This window comes from Streptomyces sp. NPDC047886 (assembly GCF_043204435.1).
Classification (GTDB): domain Bacteria; phylum Actinomycetota; class Actinomycetes; order Streptomycetales; family Streptomycetaceae; genus Streptomyces.
In genome coordinates this window covers 398220-413447 of sequence record NZ_JBIDCF010000001.1, presented here as the reverse complement: position 1 = coordinate 413447, position 15228 = coordinate 398220, and the positions used below count along the sequence as shown (strand labels likewise).

12 protein-coding genes, 1 pseudogene and 1 riboswitch are annotated in these 15228 nt (G+C 70.3%); of the genes and pseudogenes, 10 read left to right on the top strand and 3 right to left on the bottom strand.

All coding sequences use genetic code 11. The features are described 5' to 3' along the window. The first annotated feature begins 79 nt into the window (after nt 1-79). The 4 genes from coxB (at nt 80) to ACGF5U_RS01845 (ending at nt 4555) form a co-directional block, all read left to right on the top strand. The gene (gene coxB / locus ACGF5U_RS01860; RefSeq protein WP_392713827.1) at nt 80-1051 is read left to right on the top strand and encodes a cytochrome c oxidase subunit II; all 972 of its coding nucleotides are present in this window, start codon (nt 80-82) and stop codon (nt 1049-1051) included. Next, on the top strand, nt 1048-2796 hold the full coding sequence (ctaD, locus tag ACGF5U_RS01855; protein WP_392713829.1) for a cytochrome c oxidase subunit I: 1749 nt from the start codon (nt 1048-1050) through the stop codon (nt 2794-2796). Before coxB ends, ctaD begins: the two co-directional genes overlap by 4 nt. Continuing rightward, nucleotides 2793-3191: a cytochrome c oxidase subunit 4 gene (locus ACGF5U_RS01850; protein WP_392713830.1), complete on the top strand. Its 399-nt coding sequence runs from the start codon at nt 2793-2795 to the stop codon at nt 3189-3191. The genes ctaD and ACGF5U_RS01850 overlap by 4 nt, the downstream gene beginning before the upstream one ends. 110 nt (nt 3192-3301) lie before the next feature. After that, complete coding sequence (locus tag ACGF5U_RS01845; RefSeq protein ID WP_392713832.1) at nt 3302-4555, top strand: Ig-like domain-containing protein; 1254 nt, start codon at nt 3302-3304, stop codon at nt 4553-4555. 24 nt (nt 4556-4579) lie between these two features. Here the strand turns inward: ACGF5U_RS01845 and ACGF5U_RS01840 are convergent, their stop codons facing one another. Next, on the bottom strand, nt 4580-4981 hold the full coding sequence (locus ACGF5U_RS01840; RefSeq protein ID WP_392713834.1) for a hypothetical protein: 402 nt from the start codon (nt 4979-4981) through the stop codon (nt 4580-4582). Nucleotides 4982-5172: 191 nt separating this feature from the next. On the opposite strand from ACGF5U_RS01840, the gene ACGF5U_RS01835 reads away from it, so the two are divergent. From ACGF5U_RS01835 to ACGF5U_RS01810, 6 genes are all read left to right on the top strand, one after another. Beyond that, nucleotides 5173-5793, top strand: coding sequence for a heme-copper oxidase subunit III (locus ACGF5U_RS01835; RefSeq protein ID WP_392713836.1), 621 nt, complete (start codon nt 5173-5175; stop codon nt 5791-5793). Nucleotides 5794-5856: 63 nt separating this feature from the next. Further along, on the top strand, nt 5857-6666 hold the full coding sequence (locus ACGF5U_RS01830; RefSeq protein ID WP_392713838.1) for a c-type cytochrome: 810 nt from the start codon (nt 5857-5859) through the stop codon (nt 6664-6666). Further along, nucleotides 6663-7712 (top strand): Rieske 2Fe-2S domain-containing protein, encoded by a 1050-nt coding sequence (locus tag ACGF5U_RS01825; protein WP_392713839.1) that lies wholly within the window; start codon nt 6663-6665, stop codon nt 7710-7712. The genes ACGF5U_RS01830 and ACGF5U_RS01825 overlap by 4 nt, the downstream gene beginning before the upstream one ends. Next, complete coding sequence (locus ACGF5U_RS01820; RefSeq protein ID WP_392713841.1) at nt 7709-9340, top strand: cytochrome bc complex cytochrome b subunit; 1632 nt, start codon at nt 7709-7711, stop codon at nt 9338-9340. Before ACGF5U_RS01825 ends, ACGF5U_RS01820 begins: the two co-directional genes overlap by 4 nt. 121 nt (nt 9341-9461) lie before the next feature. Then, nucleotides 9462-10526 (top strand): anthranilate phosphoribosyltransferase, encoded by a 1065-nt coding sequence (trpD, locus tag ACGF5U_RS01815; protein WP_392713843.1) that lies wholly within the window; start codon nt 9462-9464, stop codon nt 10524-10526. 84 nt (nt 10527-10610) lie between these two features. Further along, nucleotides 10611-10728: riboswitch (SAM riboswitch) on the top strand. Between the two features lie 221 nt (nt 10729-10949). Next, nucleotides 10950-12452 (top strand): aminotransferase class V-fold PLP-dependent enzyme, encoded by a 1503-nt coding sequence (locus ACGF5U_RS01810; protein WP_392713845.1) that lies wholly within the window; start codon nt 10950-10952, stop codon nt 12450-12452. Here the strand turns inward: ACGF5U_RS01810 and ACGF5U_RS01805 are convergent. Continuing rightward, nucleotides 12436-13620, bottom strand: a pseudogene (locus tag ACGF5U_RS01805) (glycerate kinase); the annotation flags it as partial. The gene ACGF5U_RS01810 and the pseudogene ACGF5U_RS01805 sit on opposite strands and share 17 nt — an antisense overlap. Continuing rightward, nucleotides 13617-15047, bottom strand: coding sequence for an SLC13 family permease (locus ACGF5U_RS01800; RefSeq protein WP_392713846.1), 1431 nt, complete (start codon nt 15045-15047; stop codon nt 13617-13619). The pseudogene ACGF5U_RS01805 and the gene ACGF5U_RS01800, both read right to left, overlap by 4 nt. Nucleotides 15048-15228 lie beyond the last annotated feature (181 nt).

The window sequence follows — 15228 nt, the reverse complement described above, 5'->3', positions numbered from 1 at the left end:
CTGCCCGCGTCAGGGCGGCGACCGACCAGCGAGACGGCCGCAGCCGACCCCGCGGGCGAGACTCTCGGGAAGGCGCTACGTGAGTCCCAACGGCTCCGACCGCTCGTCGCGGCGCCCGATGCGGCGGAAGCTGCCGCAGGTGCTGACTGCGGGCCTGATCCTGGCTACCGCCTCCGGTTGCTCGTACAACTGGGAGGACTTCCCCCGCCTCGGTATGCCCACCCCGGTGACCGAAGAGGCCCCGCGGATCCTCTCCCTCTGGCAGGGCTCGTGGGCGGCAGCGCTCGCCACGGGCGTGCTGGTCTGGGGCCTGATCCTGTGGAGCGTTTTCTTCCACCGGCGTAGCCGCACCAAGGTCGAGGTTCCTCCGCAGACCCGGTACAACATGCCCATCGAGGCGCTGTACACGGTGACCCCGCTCATCATCGTCTCGGTGCTCTTCTACTTCACCGCGCGTGACGAGTCCAAGCTTCTGGCCCTCTCCGAGAAGCCGGCCCACACCATCAACGTGGTCGGCTACCAGTGGAGCTGGGGCTTCAACTACATCGAGAACGTGGACGGCGACGCCGCCACGGGCGGTGCCGAGGCTCCCAAGGAGCTCGGCGCGATCCCGGACAGGTTCCAGAAGGAGTTCCCGGCGGGTGCCGAGGGCGTCTACGACGCCGGCATCCCCGGAACGCGGAACCCGCAGAACGGCAACCCGGGCCCGACCCTGTGGCTGCCGAAGGGAGAGAAGGTCCGGTTCATCCTGACCTCTCGTGACGTCATCCACTCCTTCTGGGTGCTTCCCTTCCTGTTCAAGCAGGACGTCATCCCCGGTCACACCAACGTCTTCGAGGTGACCGCGACCGAGGAGGGCACCTTCCGTGGCAAGTGCGCCGAGCTCTGCGGCGTCGACCACTCCCGGATGCTCTTCAACGTCAAGGTGGTCTCCCCGGAGCGCTACCAGCAGCACCTGAAGGAGCTCGCCGAGCAGGGGAAGACCGGCTTCATCCCGTCGGGCATCGAGCAGACGGACCCGGCCAGGAACTCGGAGACGAACCAACTGTGAGCATCCTCAACGAACCTCAGGGTGCCGCCGAGGCAGCCGACGGCTCGAAGGAGCCGTACGAGAACGAGCTGCCGGTCCGGCGCAAGCAGCCCGGCAATGTCGTCGTGAAGTGGCTGACCACCACCGACCACAAGACGATCGGCACGCTTTACCTGGTCACGTCGTTCTTCTTCTTCTGCGTCGGTGGCCTGATGGCGCTCTTCATGCGCGCCGAGCTGGCCCGGCCGGGTACGCAGATCATGTCGAACGAGCAGTTCAACCAGGCGTTCACGATGCACGGCACGATCATGCTGCTGATGTTCGCGACGCCGCTGTTCGCCGGTTTCGCGAACTGGATCATGCCGCTGCAGATCGGCGCGCCCGACGTGGCGTTCCCGCGGCTGAACATGTTCGCGTACTGGCTGTACCTCTTCGGCTCCCTCATCGCGGTGGCGGGCTTCCTCACCCCGCAGGGTGCGGCCGACTTCGGCTGGTTCGCCTACACGCCGCTGTCGGACGCGGTCCGGTCGCCGGGCGTCGGCGCCGACATGTGGATCATGGGTCTGGCCTTCTCCGGCTTCGGCACCATCCTCGGCTCGGTCAACTTCATCACCACGATCATCTGCATGCGCGCTCCCGGCATGACGATGTTCCGGATGCCGATCTTCACCTGGAACGTGCTGCTGACCGGTGTGCTGGTCCTGCTCGCCTTCCCGGTGCTGGCGGCGGCGCTCTTCGCGCTGGAGGCGGACCGCAAGTTCGGTGCGCACGTCTTCGACCCGGCCAACGGCGGCGCGCTGCTGTGGCAGCACCTCTTCTGGTTCTTCGGCCACCCAGAGGTGTACATCATCGCCCTGCCGTTCTTCGGCATCGTCTCCGAGATCATCCCGGTCTTCAGCCGCAAGCCGATGTTCGGCTACATCGGCCTGATCGCCGCGACGATCGCGATCGCGGGCCTGTCGGTGACGGTGTGGGCGCACCACATGTACGTCACCGGTGGTGTGCTGCTGCCGTTCTTCTCCTTCATGACCTTCCTGATCGCGGTACCGACCGGTGTGAAGTTCTTCAACTGGATCGGCACCATGTGGAAGGGCTCGCTGTCCTTCGAGACGCCGATGCTCTGGACGATCGGCTTCCTGGTCACCTTCACCTTCGGTGGTCTGACCGGTGTGATCCTGGCGTCGCCGCCGATGGACTTCCACGTCTCCGACTCGTACTTCGTCGTCGCGCACTTCCACTACGTCGTCTTCGGCACCGTGGTGTTCGCGATGTTCGCCGGCTTCCACTTCTGGTGGCCGAAGTTCACCGGCAAGATGCTGGACGAGCGCCTCGGCAAGATCACCTTCTGGACGCTGTTCATCGGCTTCCACGGCACGTTCCTCGTCCAGCACTGGCTGGGTGCCGAGGGCATGCCGCGCCGGTACGCGGACTACCTCGCGGCCGACGGCTTCACCCTGCTGAACACGATCTCCACGATCAGCTCGTTCCTGCTGGGCCTGTCGATCCTGCCGTTCTTCTACAACATCTGGAAGACGGCCAAGTACGGCCAGAAGATCGAGGTCGACGACCCGTGGGGGTACGGCCGTTCGCTCGAGTGGGCGACGTCCTGCCCGCCGCCGCGGCACAACTTCCTCACGCTGCCGCGCATCCGCAGCGAATCGCCGGCGTTCGACCTGCATCACCCTGAGATCGCCGCCCTCGACCAGCTCGAGAGCCACGGGCAGAAGGAAACCGCCCTCGTCGGTGGCAAGGAGGCCGGCAAGTGAAGATCCAGGGCAAGTTGTTCATCTGGCTGAGCTTCTTCATCCTGGCCATGGCCATCGTGTACGGCCTGTGGTCGAAGGAGCCGGTCGGCACGACGGCGCTGTTCATGGCCTTCGGTCTGGCGATCATGGTCGGCTACTACCTGGCCTTCACGGCCCGGCGGGTCGACGCCATGGCGCAGGACGACAAGGAGGCCGATGTCGCGGACGAAGCCGGTGAGCTGGGCTTCTTCTCCCCGCACAGCTGGCAGCCGCTGGCACTGGGCATCGGTGGAGCGTTCGCCTTCCTGGGCGTGGCGCTCGGCTGGTGGCTGCTCTTCTTCTCCCTGCCGCTGATCCTGATCGGCGTCTGGGGCTGGGTGTTCGAGTACTACCGCGGTGAGAACCAGAACCAGTAGTCGGCCCGCTCCTCACGAGGGGCCCGGCAACCTCCCTTCGGAGGCTGCCGGGCCCCTCTTTTGGCGTCATCCGGCGTGCCGGGGTCGACAGCCGTTCCTACGGTGTGGTTATGAGCCAGACGCCGCGCCCCCGCATAGTCCTCAGCTGCACCCTGCTGGTCGTCGCCGCCGGGGCGAGCGCGACCGCGTGCGGTGGCCCCGACGGCCATCCGCTGTCCGCCCGCCCGTACGACGCGGCCCGCCAGATCTCGTTCAACGGGCCCGGCACCGACCGCAAGGCGGCGCTCGACAAGCCCCTGGAGATCACCGCCAACGGCGGGGACGGGCGCATCACGGACGTCACGGCCGTCGACGAGGCGGGACACCACCTGGCCGGCGAGCTCGCCGCGGACGGCAGCCGCTGGCGCTCCACGGGCTCGCTGACGGCCGGCAGCCGCTACACCGTCAAGGTCGCCACCGAGAACGGCTCGGGCGCCCCCGGCAGCCGTACGCTGACGTTCGAGACGGCACCGGCCAAGAAGGTGCTGAAGGTGGAATTCGGCCCGGAGGCGGGCAAGTACGGCGTCGGACAGCCCATCACGGCGGAACTGAGCGCCCCGGTGACCTCCAAGGCCGCCAGGGCGGTCGTGGAGCGCTCCCTGAAGGTCCGCTCCACGCCGGCGGTGACGGGCTCCTGGTACTGGGTGGACGACAAGAAGCTGCACTTCCGCCCGAAGGAGTACTGGCCCGTCGGCGCGACCGTCACCGCGACCAGCAACCTGGCGGGCGTCAAGGTCGCGCGTGACCTCTACGGCGCGCCCGTGAAGGACCTGAGGCTCACCATCGGCGACCGGGTCGAGGCCATCACCGACGCGGCCGCCTACCGGATGACGGTCAAGCGGAACGGAAAAGTGATCAACACCATTCCGGTGACCACCGGCAAGCCCGGCTTCTCCACCCGCAACGGCGTCAAGGTGGTGCTCGGCAAGGAGTACTTCGTACGGATGCGCAGTACCACCGTCGGCATCGCCGCGGGCAGCAGCGAGTCCTACGACCTGCCCGTGTACTACGCCACCCGGGTCACCTGGAGCGGCGAGTACGTCCACGCGGCACCGTGGTCCGTCGGCTCGCAGGGGTACGCCAACGTCAGCCACGGCTGCGTGGGCATGTCCACCGACAACGCCGCCTGGTTCTACGAGAACGTGCGCCGCGGCGACCTCGTCACCGTCGTCAACAGCATCGGCAACGAGATGGACCCGTTCGGGAACGGCTTCGGCGACTGGAACGTCCCGTGGGACAAGTGGCGCAAGGGCAGCGCCGTCATCGCCGACACCCGCGACGGCGCCGGCCCGGCGGACTCCGCCCGCCTGCGGCCGGCCGTCTAGGGAGTGACTGCCCGGGGCCGCGGGTCAGGCCTCCACGGACAGGCGGGAGCGGATCAGCGCGGCCAGGGCGTCGGCGAACTCGACCGGGTCCACCGGGTGGGTCACCGCGGCGTCCGCCCGGCTCCACGTGGCCAGCCAGGCGTCCTGCGGGCGGCCGATCAGGAGCAGCACCGGCGGGCAGCGGAAGATCTCGTCCTTGATCTGCCGGCACACGCCCATGCCGCCGGCCGGGACCGCCTCGCCGTCCAGCACGCAGACGTCGACACCGCCCTTCTCCAGGGCCGTGAGGACGGCGGGCAGGGTCGCGCACTCGATGAACTCGACCGGGGGAACGTCCGCCGCGGGCCTGCGCCCGGCCGCCAGCCGCACCTGCGCGCGGGTGTTCGCGTCGTCGCTGTAGACCAGTACGGTGGCGCTCGACTGCATGGTTCCTCCGAGTTCGTCAGCGGCAATGCTCGGTAACCGATGCGGCGGATGCTACTCCGTCCGACTCCTTGTCAACACCGGTTCGGACACCCCTTCGATGGGCCGTTCGGCTCAGCTCGTGACCCGTGTGGACACCGCGGACACTCCGAACGGCACCCCCCGGAGTGAGGGCGGGATAAGCGACCGACATAATGTCGGTCGTGGCGACAGCAACGACAGTAGAAACCGGGCACGCGCACCCGTCGGTCAATCGGCCGAACCTCACCAGCGTCGGAACCATCATCTGGCTGAGTTCCGAGCTGATGTTCTTCGCGGCCCTCTTCGCGATGTACTTCACCCTGCGATCGGTAACGGGTGCCGAATACTGGTCCGAGCAGGCGGAACACCTGAACTTCCCGTTCTCGGCGACGAACACCACGATCCTGGTGCTCTCCTCGCTCACCTGTCAGCTCGGCGTGTTCGCCGCCGAGCGCGGTGATGTGAAGAAGCTCCGCACGTGGTTCATCATCACGTTCGTCATGGGTGCGATCTTCATCGGCGGCCAGGTCCTGGAGTACACGGAGCTGGTCAAGGACGCGGGCATGTCCCTGTCCTCCGGCCCGTACGGTTCCGTGTTCTACCTGACCACCGGCTTCCACGGCCTGCACGTGACGGGCGGCCTCATCGCCTTCCTGCTGGTCCTGGGCCGGACGTACGCCGCCAAGCGATTCACTCATGAGCAGGCAACCGCCGCCATCGTCGTGTCCTACTACTGGCACTTCGTCGATGTCGTCTGGATCGGCCTCTTCGCCACGATCTACATGATCAAGTAATCGGGCACCAGGCCCGACATCCAGCAAGCATCGACGCAGAAGATCCTGACACCGGGGTAATCCGTGAAAAAGCTCTCCGCACGACGACGCCATCCGCTGGCGGCGGTCGTCGTCCTACTCCTCGCGCTGGCGGCCACTGGGGGGCTGTACGCCGCGCTCGCGCCCGCGGGCAAGGCGCAGGCCGATGAGACCGCCCAGTCCCTCGCCATCGAGGAGGGCAAGAAGCTCTACACCGTCGGCTGCGCCAGCTGCCACGGAACCGGCGGTCAGGGCACGTCCGACGGTCCGCCGCTGGTCGGCGTCGGCTCGGCCGCCGTGGACTTCCAGGTCGGCACCGGCCGCATGCCCGCGCAGCAGCCGGGCGCCCAGGTGCCGCGCAAGAAGAACATCTACACGCAGGCCGAGATCGACCAGCTCGCCGCGTACGTCGCGTCGCTCGGCGCCGGTCCGATCACGCCGACCGAGAAGCAGTACAGCCCCGAGGGCGCGAACATCGCGCGCGGTGGCGAGCTGTTCCGCAACAACTGCGCCCAGTGCCACAACTTCACCGGTGAGGGCGGTGCCCTGACCAAGGGCAAGTACGCCCCGAGCCTGGAGGGCGTGAGCGAGAAGCACCTCTACGAGGCCATGCAGACCGGCCCGCAGAACATGCCGTCCTTCCCCGACACCACGATGCCGGAGAAGGAGAAGAAGGACATCATCGCGTACATCAAGACCGTCAACGGTGACGAGACGCCCAGCCCCGGCGGCTTCGCGCTCGGCGGTCTGGGACCGGTGAGCGAGGGCCTGTTCGGCTGGATCTTCGGTCTGGGTTCCCTCATCGCTGTCGCCGTCTGGGTCGCGGCCCACACCGCTAAGGCCAAGAAGTCATGAGTAGCCAAGAGATTTCAGAAGAGAGCCTGCCCTCCGAGCAGGACACCGCACACGGCACGGCGGTCGCCGAGAACCCCTTCGCCGACCCGGGGCTGCCGCCCCACAAGCCCCGTGTCCAGGACATCGACGAGCGGGCCGCCAAGCGCTCCGAGCGCACGGTCGCCCTGCTGTTCACCCTGTCGATGCTGGCCACGATCGGCTTCATCGCCTCGTTCGTGATCTTCCCGGTCGACCAGATCGTGTACGTGTGGCCGCTCGGCCACGTCAGCAGCCTGAACCTGTCGCTCGGTCTGACGCTCGGCGTCTCCCTGTTCTGCATCGGCGCCGGCGCGGTCCACTGGGCCCGCACGCTGATGTCGGACGTCGAGGTCGCCGACGACCGGCACGCCATCGAGGCCGCGCCCGAGGTCAAGGCCAAGGTCATGGCCGACTTCGCGGACGGTGCGGCGGAGTCCGCCCTCGGCCGGCGCAAGCTGATCCGCAACACGATGTTCGGCGCGCTGGCCATGGTGCCGCTCTCCGGTGTGGTGCTGCTGCGCGACCTGGGCCCGCTGCCCGAGGACAAGCTCCGCAAGACGTCCTGGGCCAGGGGCAAGCAGCTCATCAACATGAACACCAACGAGCCGCTCCGCCCCGAGGACGTCGCCGTCGGTTCGCTGACCTTCGCCAAGCCCGAGGGCCTGGAGGACGACGACCACGACTTCAACAACAAGATCGCCAAGGACGCCCTGATGATCGTCCGGATCCAGCCGGCCGACATCAAGGACAAGCGCGAGCTCGAGTGGTCCCACGAGGGCATCGTGGCCTTCTCGAAGATCTGCACCCACGTGGGCTGCCCGATCTCCCTGTACGAGCAGCAGACCCACCACGTCCTCTGCCCGTGCCACCAGTCCACCTTCGACCTCTCCGACGGCGCCCGCGTCATCTTCGGCCCGGCCGGTCACGCCCTTCCGCAGCTGCGGATCGGCGTCAATGACGAGGGCTTCCTCGAGGCGCTCGGCGACTTCGACGAGCCCGTCGGTCCTGCATTCTGGGAGCGCGGATGAGCACCACGACCGCAACTGAGACGAACCGGAAGGCGCCCGCCGGTGAGCGGGTGGCCGACTGGGCCGACGGCCGGCTGGGGATCTACTCGCTGGCCAAGGCCAACATGCGGAAGATCTTCCCGGACCACTGGTCCTTCATGCTCGGTGAGATCTGCCTCTACAGCTTCATCATCATCATCCTCACGGGTGTGTACCTGACGCTGTTCTTCCACCCGAGCATGAACGAGATCGAGTACCACGGCTCGTACGTGCCGATGCAGGGCATCCGCATGACCGAGGCGTACGCCTCGACGCTGGACATCAGCTTCGACGTCCGCGGTGGTCTGCTCATCCGGCAGATCCACCACTGGGCCGCGCTGATCTTCCTCGCGGGCATGTTCGTGCACATGATGCGCGTCTTCTTCACGGGCGCGTTCCGCAAGCCGCGTGAGATCAACTGGCTGTTCGGCTTCCTGCTGTTCGTCCTCGGCATGTTCACCGGTTTCACCGGTTACTCGCTCCCGGACGACCTGCTCTCCGGCACCGGTGTCCGCTTCACCCAGGGCGCGATCCTGGCCACGCCGATCGTCGGCACGTACATCTCGATGTTCCTGTTCGGCGGCGAGTTCCCCGGCCACGACATGGTGGCCCGGTTCTACTCGATCCACATCCTGCTGCTGCCGGGCATCATGCTCGGCCTCGTGGTGGCCCACCTGATCCTGGTCTTCTACCACAAGCACACGCAGTTCCCCGGTCCCGGCCGGACCAACAAGAACGTCGTCGGCATGCCGCTGCTGCCGGTCTACATGGCCAAGGCCGGAGGCTTCTTCTTCCTGGTCTTCGGTGTCATCGCGATCATCGCCGCGCTGTTCACCATCAACCCGGTGTGGGCCCTCGGCCCGTACCGCCCCGACATGGTGTCCACCGGCGCCCAGCCCGACTGGTACATGGGCTTCGCCGAGGGTCTGATCCGTGTGATGCCGGGCTGGGAGATCAACATCTGGGGCCACACGCTGGTCCTGGGCGTCTTCATCCCGCTGGTCCTCTTCGGTGTGATGCTCGCGGCGATCGCGGTCTACCCGTTCATCGAGTCCTGGATCACCGGGGACAAGCGCGAGCACCACCTGCTGGACCGCCCGCGCAACGCCCCGACCCGGACCGCCCTCGGTGTCGCCTGGATCACGGCCTACATGATCATGCTGGTCGGTGGTGGCAACGACATCTTCGCCACCCACTTCCACATGTCGATCAACGCGATCACCTGGTTCGTCCGGATCTTCTTCTTCGCCGGACCGGTCATCGCGTTCATCATCACCAAGCGCATCTGCCTCGGCCTCCAGCGCCGGGACCGCGACAAGGTGCTGCACGGTCGCGAGACCGGCATCATCAAGCGGCTGCCGCACGGTGAGTTCGTGGAGGTCCACGAGCCGCTCAGCCAGGCACAGCTGCACGCGCTCACCACGCACGAGCAGTACACGCCCGCCGAGATCGGCCCGACGGTCGACGAGAACGGCGTCGAGCGCAAGCCGACCCGCGGCCAGAAGCTCCGCGCCAAGCTGAGCAAGGGCTACTTCGGCGAGGGGAACCAGATCCCCAAGGCCACGGTCGAGGAGTACAAGGAGATCAGCAGCGGCCACGGCCACCACTGATCCTCCGACCTGCAGGTCGCCACGGCGAGAGCCCCGTCCAATCACCGGACGGGGCTCTTTGCCGTCCTTACGGCTCGATAGGGTGGTGACCGTCTCATTCCGTACGGACCCAGGAGCGACCATGAGCGCTGTGAACCCCGCTGGAGGCCAGACCGCGGCGGGCCGCTCCTGGCCCCTGGTCCTCGACGCCCTGCTGTCCGGGCAGGACCTCGACGCCGACGCGACCGCCTGGGCGATGGAGCGCATCCTCAGCGGCGAGGCCACCGACGCGCAGATCGCCGGCTTCGCCGTCGCCCTGCGGGCCAAGGGCGAGACCGTCGACGAGATCTCCGGCCTCGTACGGACCATGTACGAGCACGCCCGGGTGATCCAGGTCCCAGGACCGTCCGTCGACATCGTCGGCACCGGCGGCGACGGCGCCAAGACCGTCAACATCTCCACCATGTCGGCGATCGTCGTCGCCGGCACGGGCGCGAAGGTCGTCAAGCACGGCAACCGGGCCGCGTCCTCCGCCTCCGGCGCCTCCGACGTCCTGGAGAAGCTCGGCGTCAACCTGGAGCTCACCCCGCGCCGGGTCGCGGAGGTCGCCGAGGAGGCCGGGATCACCTTCTGCTTCGCCGTGAAGTTCCACCCGGCGCTCCGCCATGTCGCGGCCGCCCGCAGGGAACTGGGCATCCGGACCACGTTCAACTTCCTCGGGCCGCTCACCAACCCGGCCAAGGTGCGGGCGCAGGCCACCGGTGTCGCCGACGCCCGGATGGCGCCCATCCTCGCCGGGGTGCTCGCCGACCGCGGCTCGTCGGCGCTGGTGTTCCGCGGTGACGACGGCCTGGACGAGCTGACCACCACGGCCACCTCACACGTCTGGGTGGTTCGTGACGGAGCGGTCCGCGAGGAGACCTTCGACCCGCGGGACGTCGGCGTCGACCTGGTGCCGGTGGAGGCCCTGCGCGGCGCCGACGCCTCGTACAACGCCGATGTGGCGCGCCGGCTGCTGGCCGGTGAGACCGGACCCGTACGGGACGCGGTGCTGCTCAACTCGGCGGCGGCGCTGGTGGCCCTGGAGCCGACGGACGCGCCGCTGGCCGAGCAGATCCGGGCGGGCATCGCCAAGGCCGCCGACTCGATCGACTCGGGTGCGGCCCGGCGGACCCTGGACCGGTGGGTCGCGGCGAGCAACGCCTGACCCGGCGCGGTGCGACGCGGGGCGCGGTCCGGATCGCGGACCGCGCCTTGCGCGTTCCCTGGCATGTGGCAGGATGCTCCTCAAGGTCATGAGTGACAGCGATTACGGCCCCGGCCCGCTGTCCGGCAACCCTCCGTCCGTGGCGGGGTGCCCCGGGTGAAGACCAGGCCGCAGGCAGCGAGGTCTGCGGCAAGCGCGGACCCCTGCCTGCCCTGGGGTCCTGGTCCTCAAGGGAGCAGTCTCGTGAGCAAGCGAATGCGATAGGGCTGACCGGCCCCTTACTTCACCCTCCTCCGCGCGGGCGGCGCTGTGCGTCCCGGCCCGTGCGTCGAGGCACCCCCGTATCCGGAAGCGGCCGCCGACCGGCCCCTGCCGTACGGGTTCACGAAGCCATTCCGCCTTGTCCCGCCGGGAGATACCGCCATGTCCGCGTACCCGAACGCCGCCACCGCCGCCAGCCCCGCCGACCTCGCCACCGCGACCACCACCGCCGTCACCGTGACCGCCGTCGCCCCCGCGACCGCCGCCACCGTCGCCGCCGGCCCCGCAACCCCCGCCGACCACGCCGAACCCGCCGCCACCGACGAGCCCGGGCGCGAAGGCACCCTGCCCGTTCTCGGACGGGACGTCACCGTGCCGCTGGTGACCGGCGGCGAGGTGACCTACGCGGCCCTCGACTACGCGGCCAGCGCCCCCGCCCTCCAGCGCGTGTGGGACGACGTCGCCGCGTACGCGCCCTACTACGGCAGCGTCCACCGGGGCGCCGGGTACCTGTCGCAGCTGTCCACCGACCTGTTCGAGAACAGCCGGACGACCGTCGCCGAGTTCCTCGGCTGCCGCCCCGGCGACCAGGTCGTGTTCACCCGGTCGACCACCGACTCGCTGAACCTGCTCGCCGCCGCCCTGCCGGCCGACTGCCAGGTCTTCGTCTTCGAGACCGAGCACCACGCGTCGCTGCTGCCCTGGCGGGACGCCCGGGTGACCTGCCTCGACGCGCCGCGCACACCCGCCCAGGCGGTCGAGACGCTGGAGCGGGCCCTCGCCGACCGCGAGCCCCACGGCCCCGCGCTGGTCTGTGTCACCGGCGCCTCCAACGTCACCGGCGAGCTGTGGCCCGTGCGGGAGCTGGCCGCGGCCGCCCACGCGCACGGCGCGCGGATCGTGCTGGACGCCGCCCAGCTGGCCCCGCACCACCCGGTGGACATCGCCCGCCTGGACGTGGACTGGGTCGCGTTCTCCGGGCACAAGCTGTACGCCCCGTTCGGCTCCGGGGTGCTGGCCGGCCGTGCGGACTGGCTGACGGCCGCCCCGCCGTACCTCGCCGGTGGCGGTGCGTCGCGGAAGGTCGCGCGGCGCGCGGACGGCGGCGTCGACGTGGAGTGGCACACCACCCCGGCCCGCCACGAGGCCGGTTCGCCGAACGTCATCGGCGCCTACGCGATCGCCTCCGCCTGCAAGGCGCTCACCGAGGCCGGGTTCGACACGCTCGTACGGCGCGAACGGGAGCTGATCGCCCGGGTGCGCGCGGGCCTGGCCCGGGTCCCCGGGGTGCGGGTGCTGTCGCTGTTCGGCGACGCGGCGCCGCGCGTCGGCGTCCTCTCGTTCGTCGTGGAGGGCTGGAACAGCTCGCACTTCGCCGCGGCGCTCTCCGCCGAGTACGGCATCGGCGTCCGCGACGGACTGTTCTGCGCCCATCCGCTGGTGCGGACCCTGTTGGGCGGCACCGCGCGGGAGGTCGGCGAGTGCGGTGCGCCCGAGGCGGCGCCCGGCGAGAAGTCGCTGAACGCGATCCGGGTCAGCTTCGGGGTGGGGACGCCGGACGAGCACGTCGACCGGTTCGTTCGGGCCGTGACGGAGCTCGTACGGGACGGGGCCCGGTGGAACTACCGTACGGAGGACGGGCGCTGCGTGCCCGACCGGGGCTGACCAGCCGGGTGCCCAACAGCACGGTCCGCAGGGCCCGTTCGGCGCCGTCGGTGAGGAACTCGGCGGCCCGCCGCAGTGCCTCGGCCGGCGGCACGGGGCCGGGCACGATCGTCGCGTAGGCGTCGACGCCCGCCCCGCGCGCCTCGTGCGCGCCGTCGCCGATCACTCCCGCGAGGGCGAGCACCGGGACGCCCGCCTCACGGGCGCGGCGCGCGACCTCCGCCGGGATCTTGCCGCGTACGGTCTGCCCGTCGATGGCGCCCTCCCCGGTGATCACGAGGTCGGCGCGGGCGAGCCTGGCGTCCAGGTCCAGGCCGTCCTGCCCGTCCAGCAGCACGTCGAACCGGGGCAGCAGCCGGGCGCCCACCGCCGCGAGGCCGGCGCCCAGCCCGCCCGACGCCCCGGTGCCGGGCGCCCCGCGCAGGTCGACACCCGGGGCGAACGCCTCCGTCAGCGCGGCCGCCCAGTGCTCCAGGGCGGCCGACAACTGCTCCACGCGCTCGGGCGTGGCCCCCTTCTGCGGGCCGAAGACCCGGGCCACGCCGCGCTCACCGCACAGCACGTTGTACGGGTTGCAGGCGACGAGGAGTTCGGTGTCCGCCAGCCGGGGGTCGAGGCCGCCGGGGTCGAGGACGGCGAGCTCCGCCAGCGCCGCCCCGCCGTACGGCAGGTCGCGCCCCGCCCGGTCGTACAGCCCCACCCCGAGGGCCTGCAGGGCGCCCGCGCCGCCGTCCGACGTACCGGAGTCGCCGCAGCCGACGAGGACGCGGCGCGCCCCGGCGTCCAGGGCGGCGCGGATCAGCTCGCCGACGCCGTACGTGGTGGTGGCGCCGGGGTCCCGCAGGTCGGGCGGCACCAGGCGGAGCCCCGCGACGGCGGCCATCTCCACGACGGCGGTCCCGCAGCCGAGGAGCGCGAAGTGACTGTCCACGGGGTCGCCCAGCGGCCCGGTCGCGGTGTGCGGTACGAGCCGCCCGCCGGTCGCGGCGGCCAGCGCCTCGGCCGTGCCCTCGCCGCCGTCGACCAGCGGAAGCAGGTCGAGCTCGGCCGCCGGCAGCACGCGCAGCACCCCTTCGGCGATGGCGTCGGCGGCCTCCCGCGCCGACAGGGACTCCTTGAAGCCGCTGGGGGCGACGGCGATGCGGTACGGCGTACCTGACGGGGTCATGGCTGGGTCTCCAGGAGGACGGGCACGCCGAGCAGCGGCCAGACGGTGAGGGCGAAGAAGAGGACCAGGGCGGCGGTGAGCGGGGCCAGCACGGCGGACAGGCGCAGCAGGTCGCGCGGTGTGTAGGTGGGCACGCCGTCCGGTACGTCGGCGAACAGCGCGACCGGTTTCGCGGACGCGGGCAGGGTGTGGCAGAAGCCCGCGGCGGCGGTGGAGGCCAGCGCGGCGGCCGCCGGGTTGACCCCCGACGCGGCGGCCGCGGCGACGACCAGCGGCACCAGCACCGTCGAGCGGGCGGAGCGGGACTGCAGGACCAGGTGCGCGGCCGTGCTGACGGCCACGACGACCGTCAGGAACAGCCAGGGCGGCGCGTGCGCCGGCAGGGCGCCCACCAGCCAGCCGGCCGCGCCCGAGTCGGCCAGGGCGACGCCCATCGCCATGGTCGCGGCCATGAACAGCAGCAGCGGCCACGGCACGGTCCGCAGCGCGTCCTTGAGCCGTACCGTGCCGAGCGCCGGTGACGCGGCGACCACCGCGCCGATCAGGGCGACCAGCGCGGGCGGCACCCGGTGGACGGGCTCGCTGCACCACAGCGCGACCACCGTCGCGAGCAGCAGGACGCACCGTGCCTCGGCCGGGGACAGGGGCCCGCCGACCGGGGTGGGGGAGTGTCGTGCGACACGCGCGGCGGTGAGCGACACCGGGGCCCGCCGGTCGGCCCGGGTGGTGGTCGTCAACAGGACGACCTCGGCGGCGAGATGGGAGGAGACGACGGCGAGCGGCAGGCCGAGCAGCAGCCACTGGACGAACCCGATCCGTTCGCCGGTCTGCTCGGCCAGCACATGGACGGTGATGAGATGGGCGCCCGCGCCGATCAGGGTCGCGACGGCGGAGAGCAGGACGACCGTCGGGAAGAGCAGCGCGAGCATCACCACCAGGCGCCGGCGCTCCGCCAGCACCTCGGCCAGCGTGAGGAACACGGGCAGGACGAGGGCGGCCCGCCCGGACGTGGCGGGCACGGCGAACGAGGTGACCACGAGCGCGGCCGTGGTGAGGTGGACCAGCTGGCGCACCGTACGGGCACCGCTCAGCAGGAACGCCGCCGCGCGGGTGGCGAGGCCGGTGCCCGCGGTGGCGGAGGCGAGGACGAACGCGCAGATCAGCAGCCAGATCGTGGCGTCGCCGAGGGTGGCGAACAGGGTCTCGCCGCTGATCACCCCGGTGGTGACGAGGACCAGGCTCGCGCCGAGCGCGACGAACGTGTCGTCGACGGGCGCGACGATCCACGCCAGCGTGGCGAGGGTGAACACCCCGAGCGTCAGCCGGGCGTCACCGCCGAGGCCGGGGAAGTTGGACGGCACGGCGAGCAGCGCGCACACGCTCAGGCCCGCGCACAGCCAGACCGCCCGGCTGGGAGAGAGGGACACGACGATCAGTCTGGTCACCCGCCGTGAGCGGTGTATGAGCGCTCGGTGAAAGCCGCTTCATGTACGGGGGCGGTGGGCGACGGGTGGCGGGTGGCGGCGCGGGGCCGCCAGGGCCGGGCGTCGCGGTGTCCGGGTCCGGCGACCGTCGCGGCGTACGGGTCCTGGGACCGTCACGGCGTCA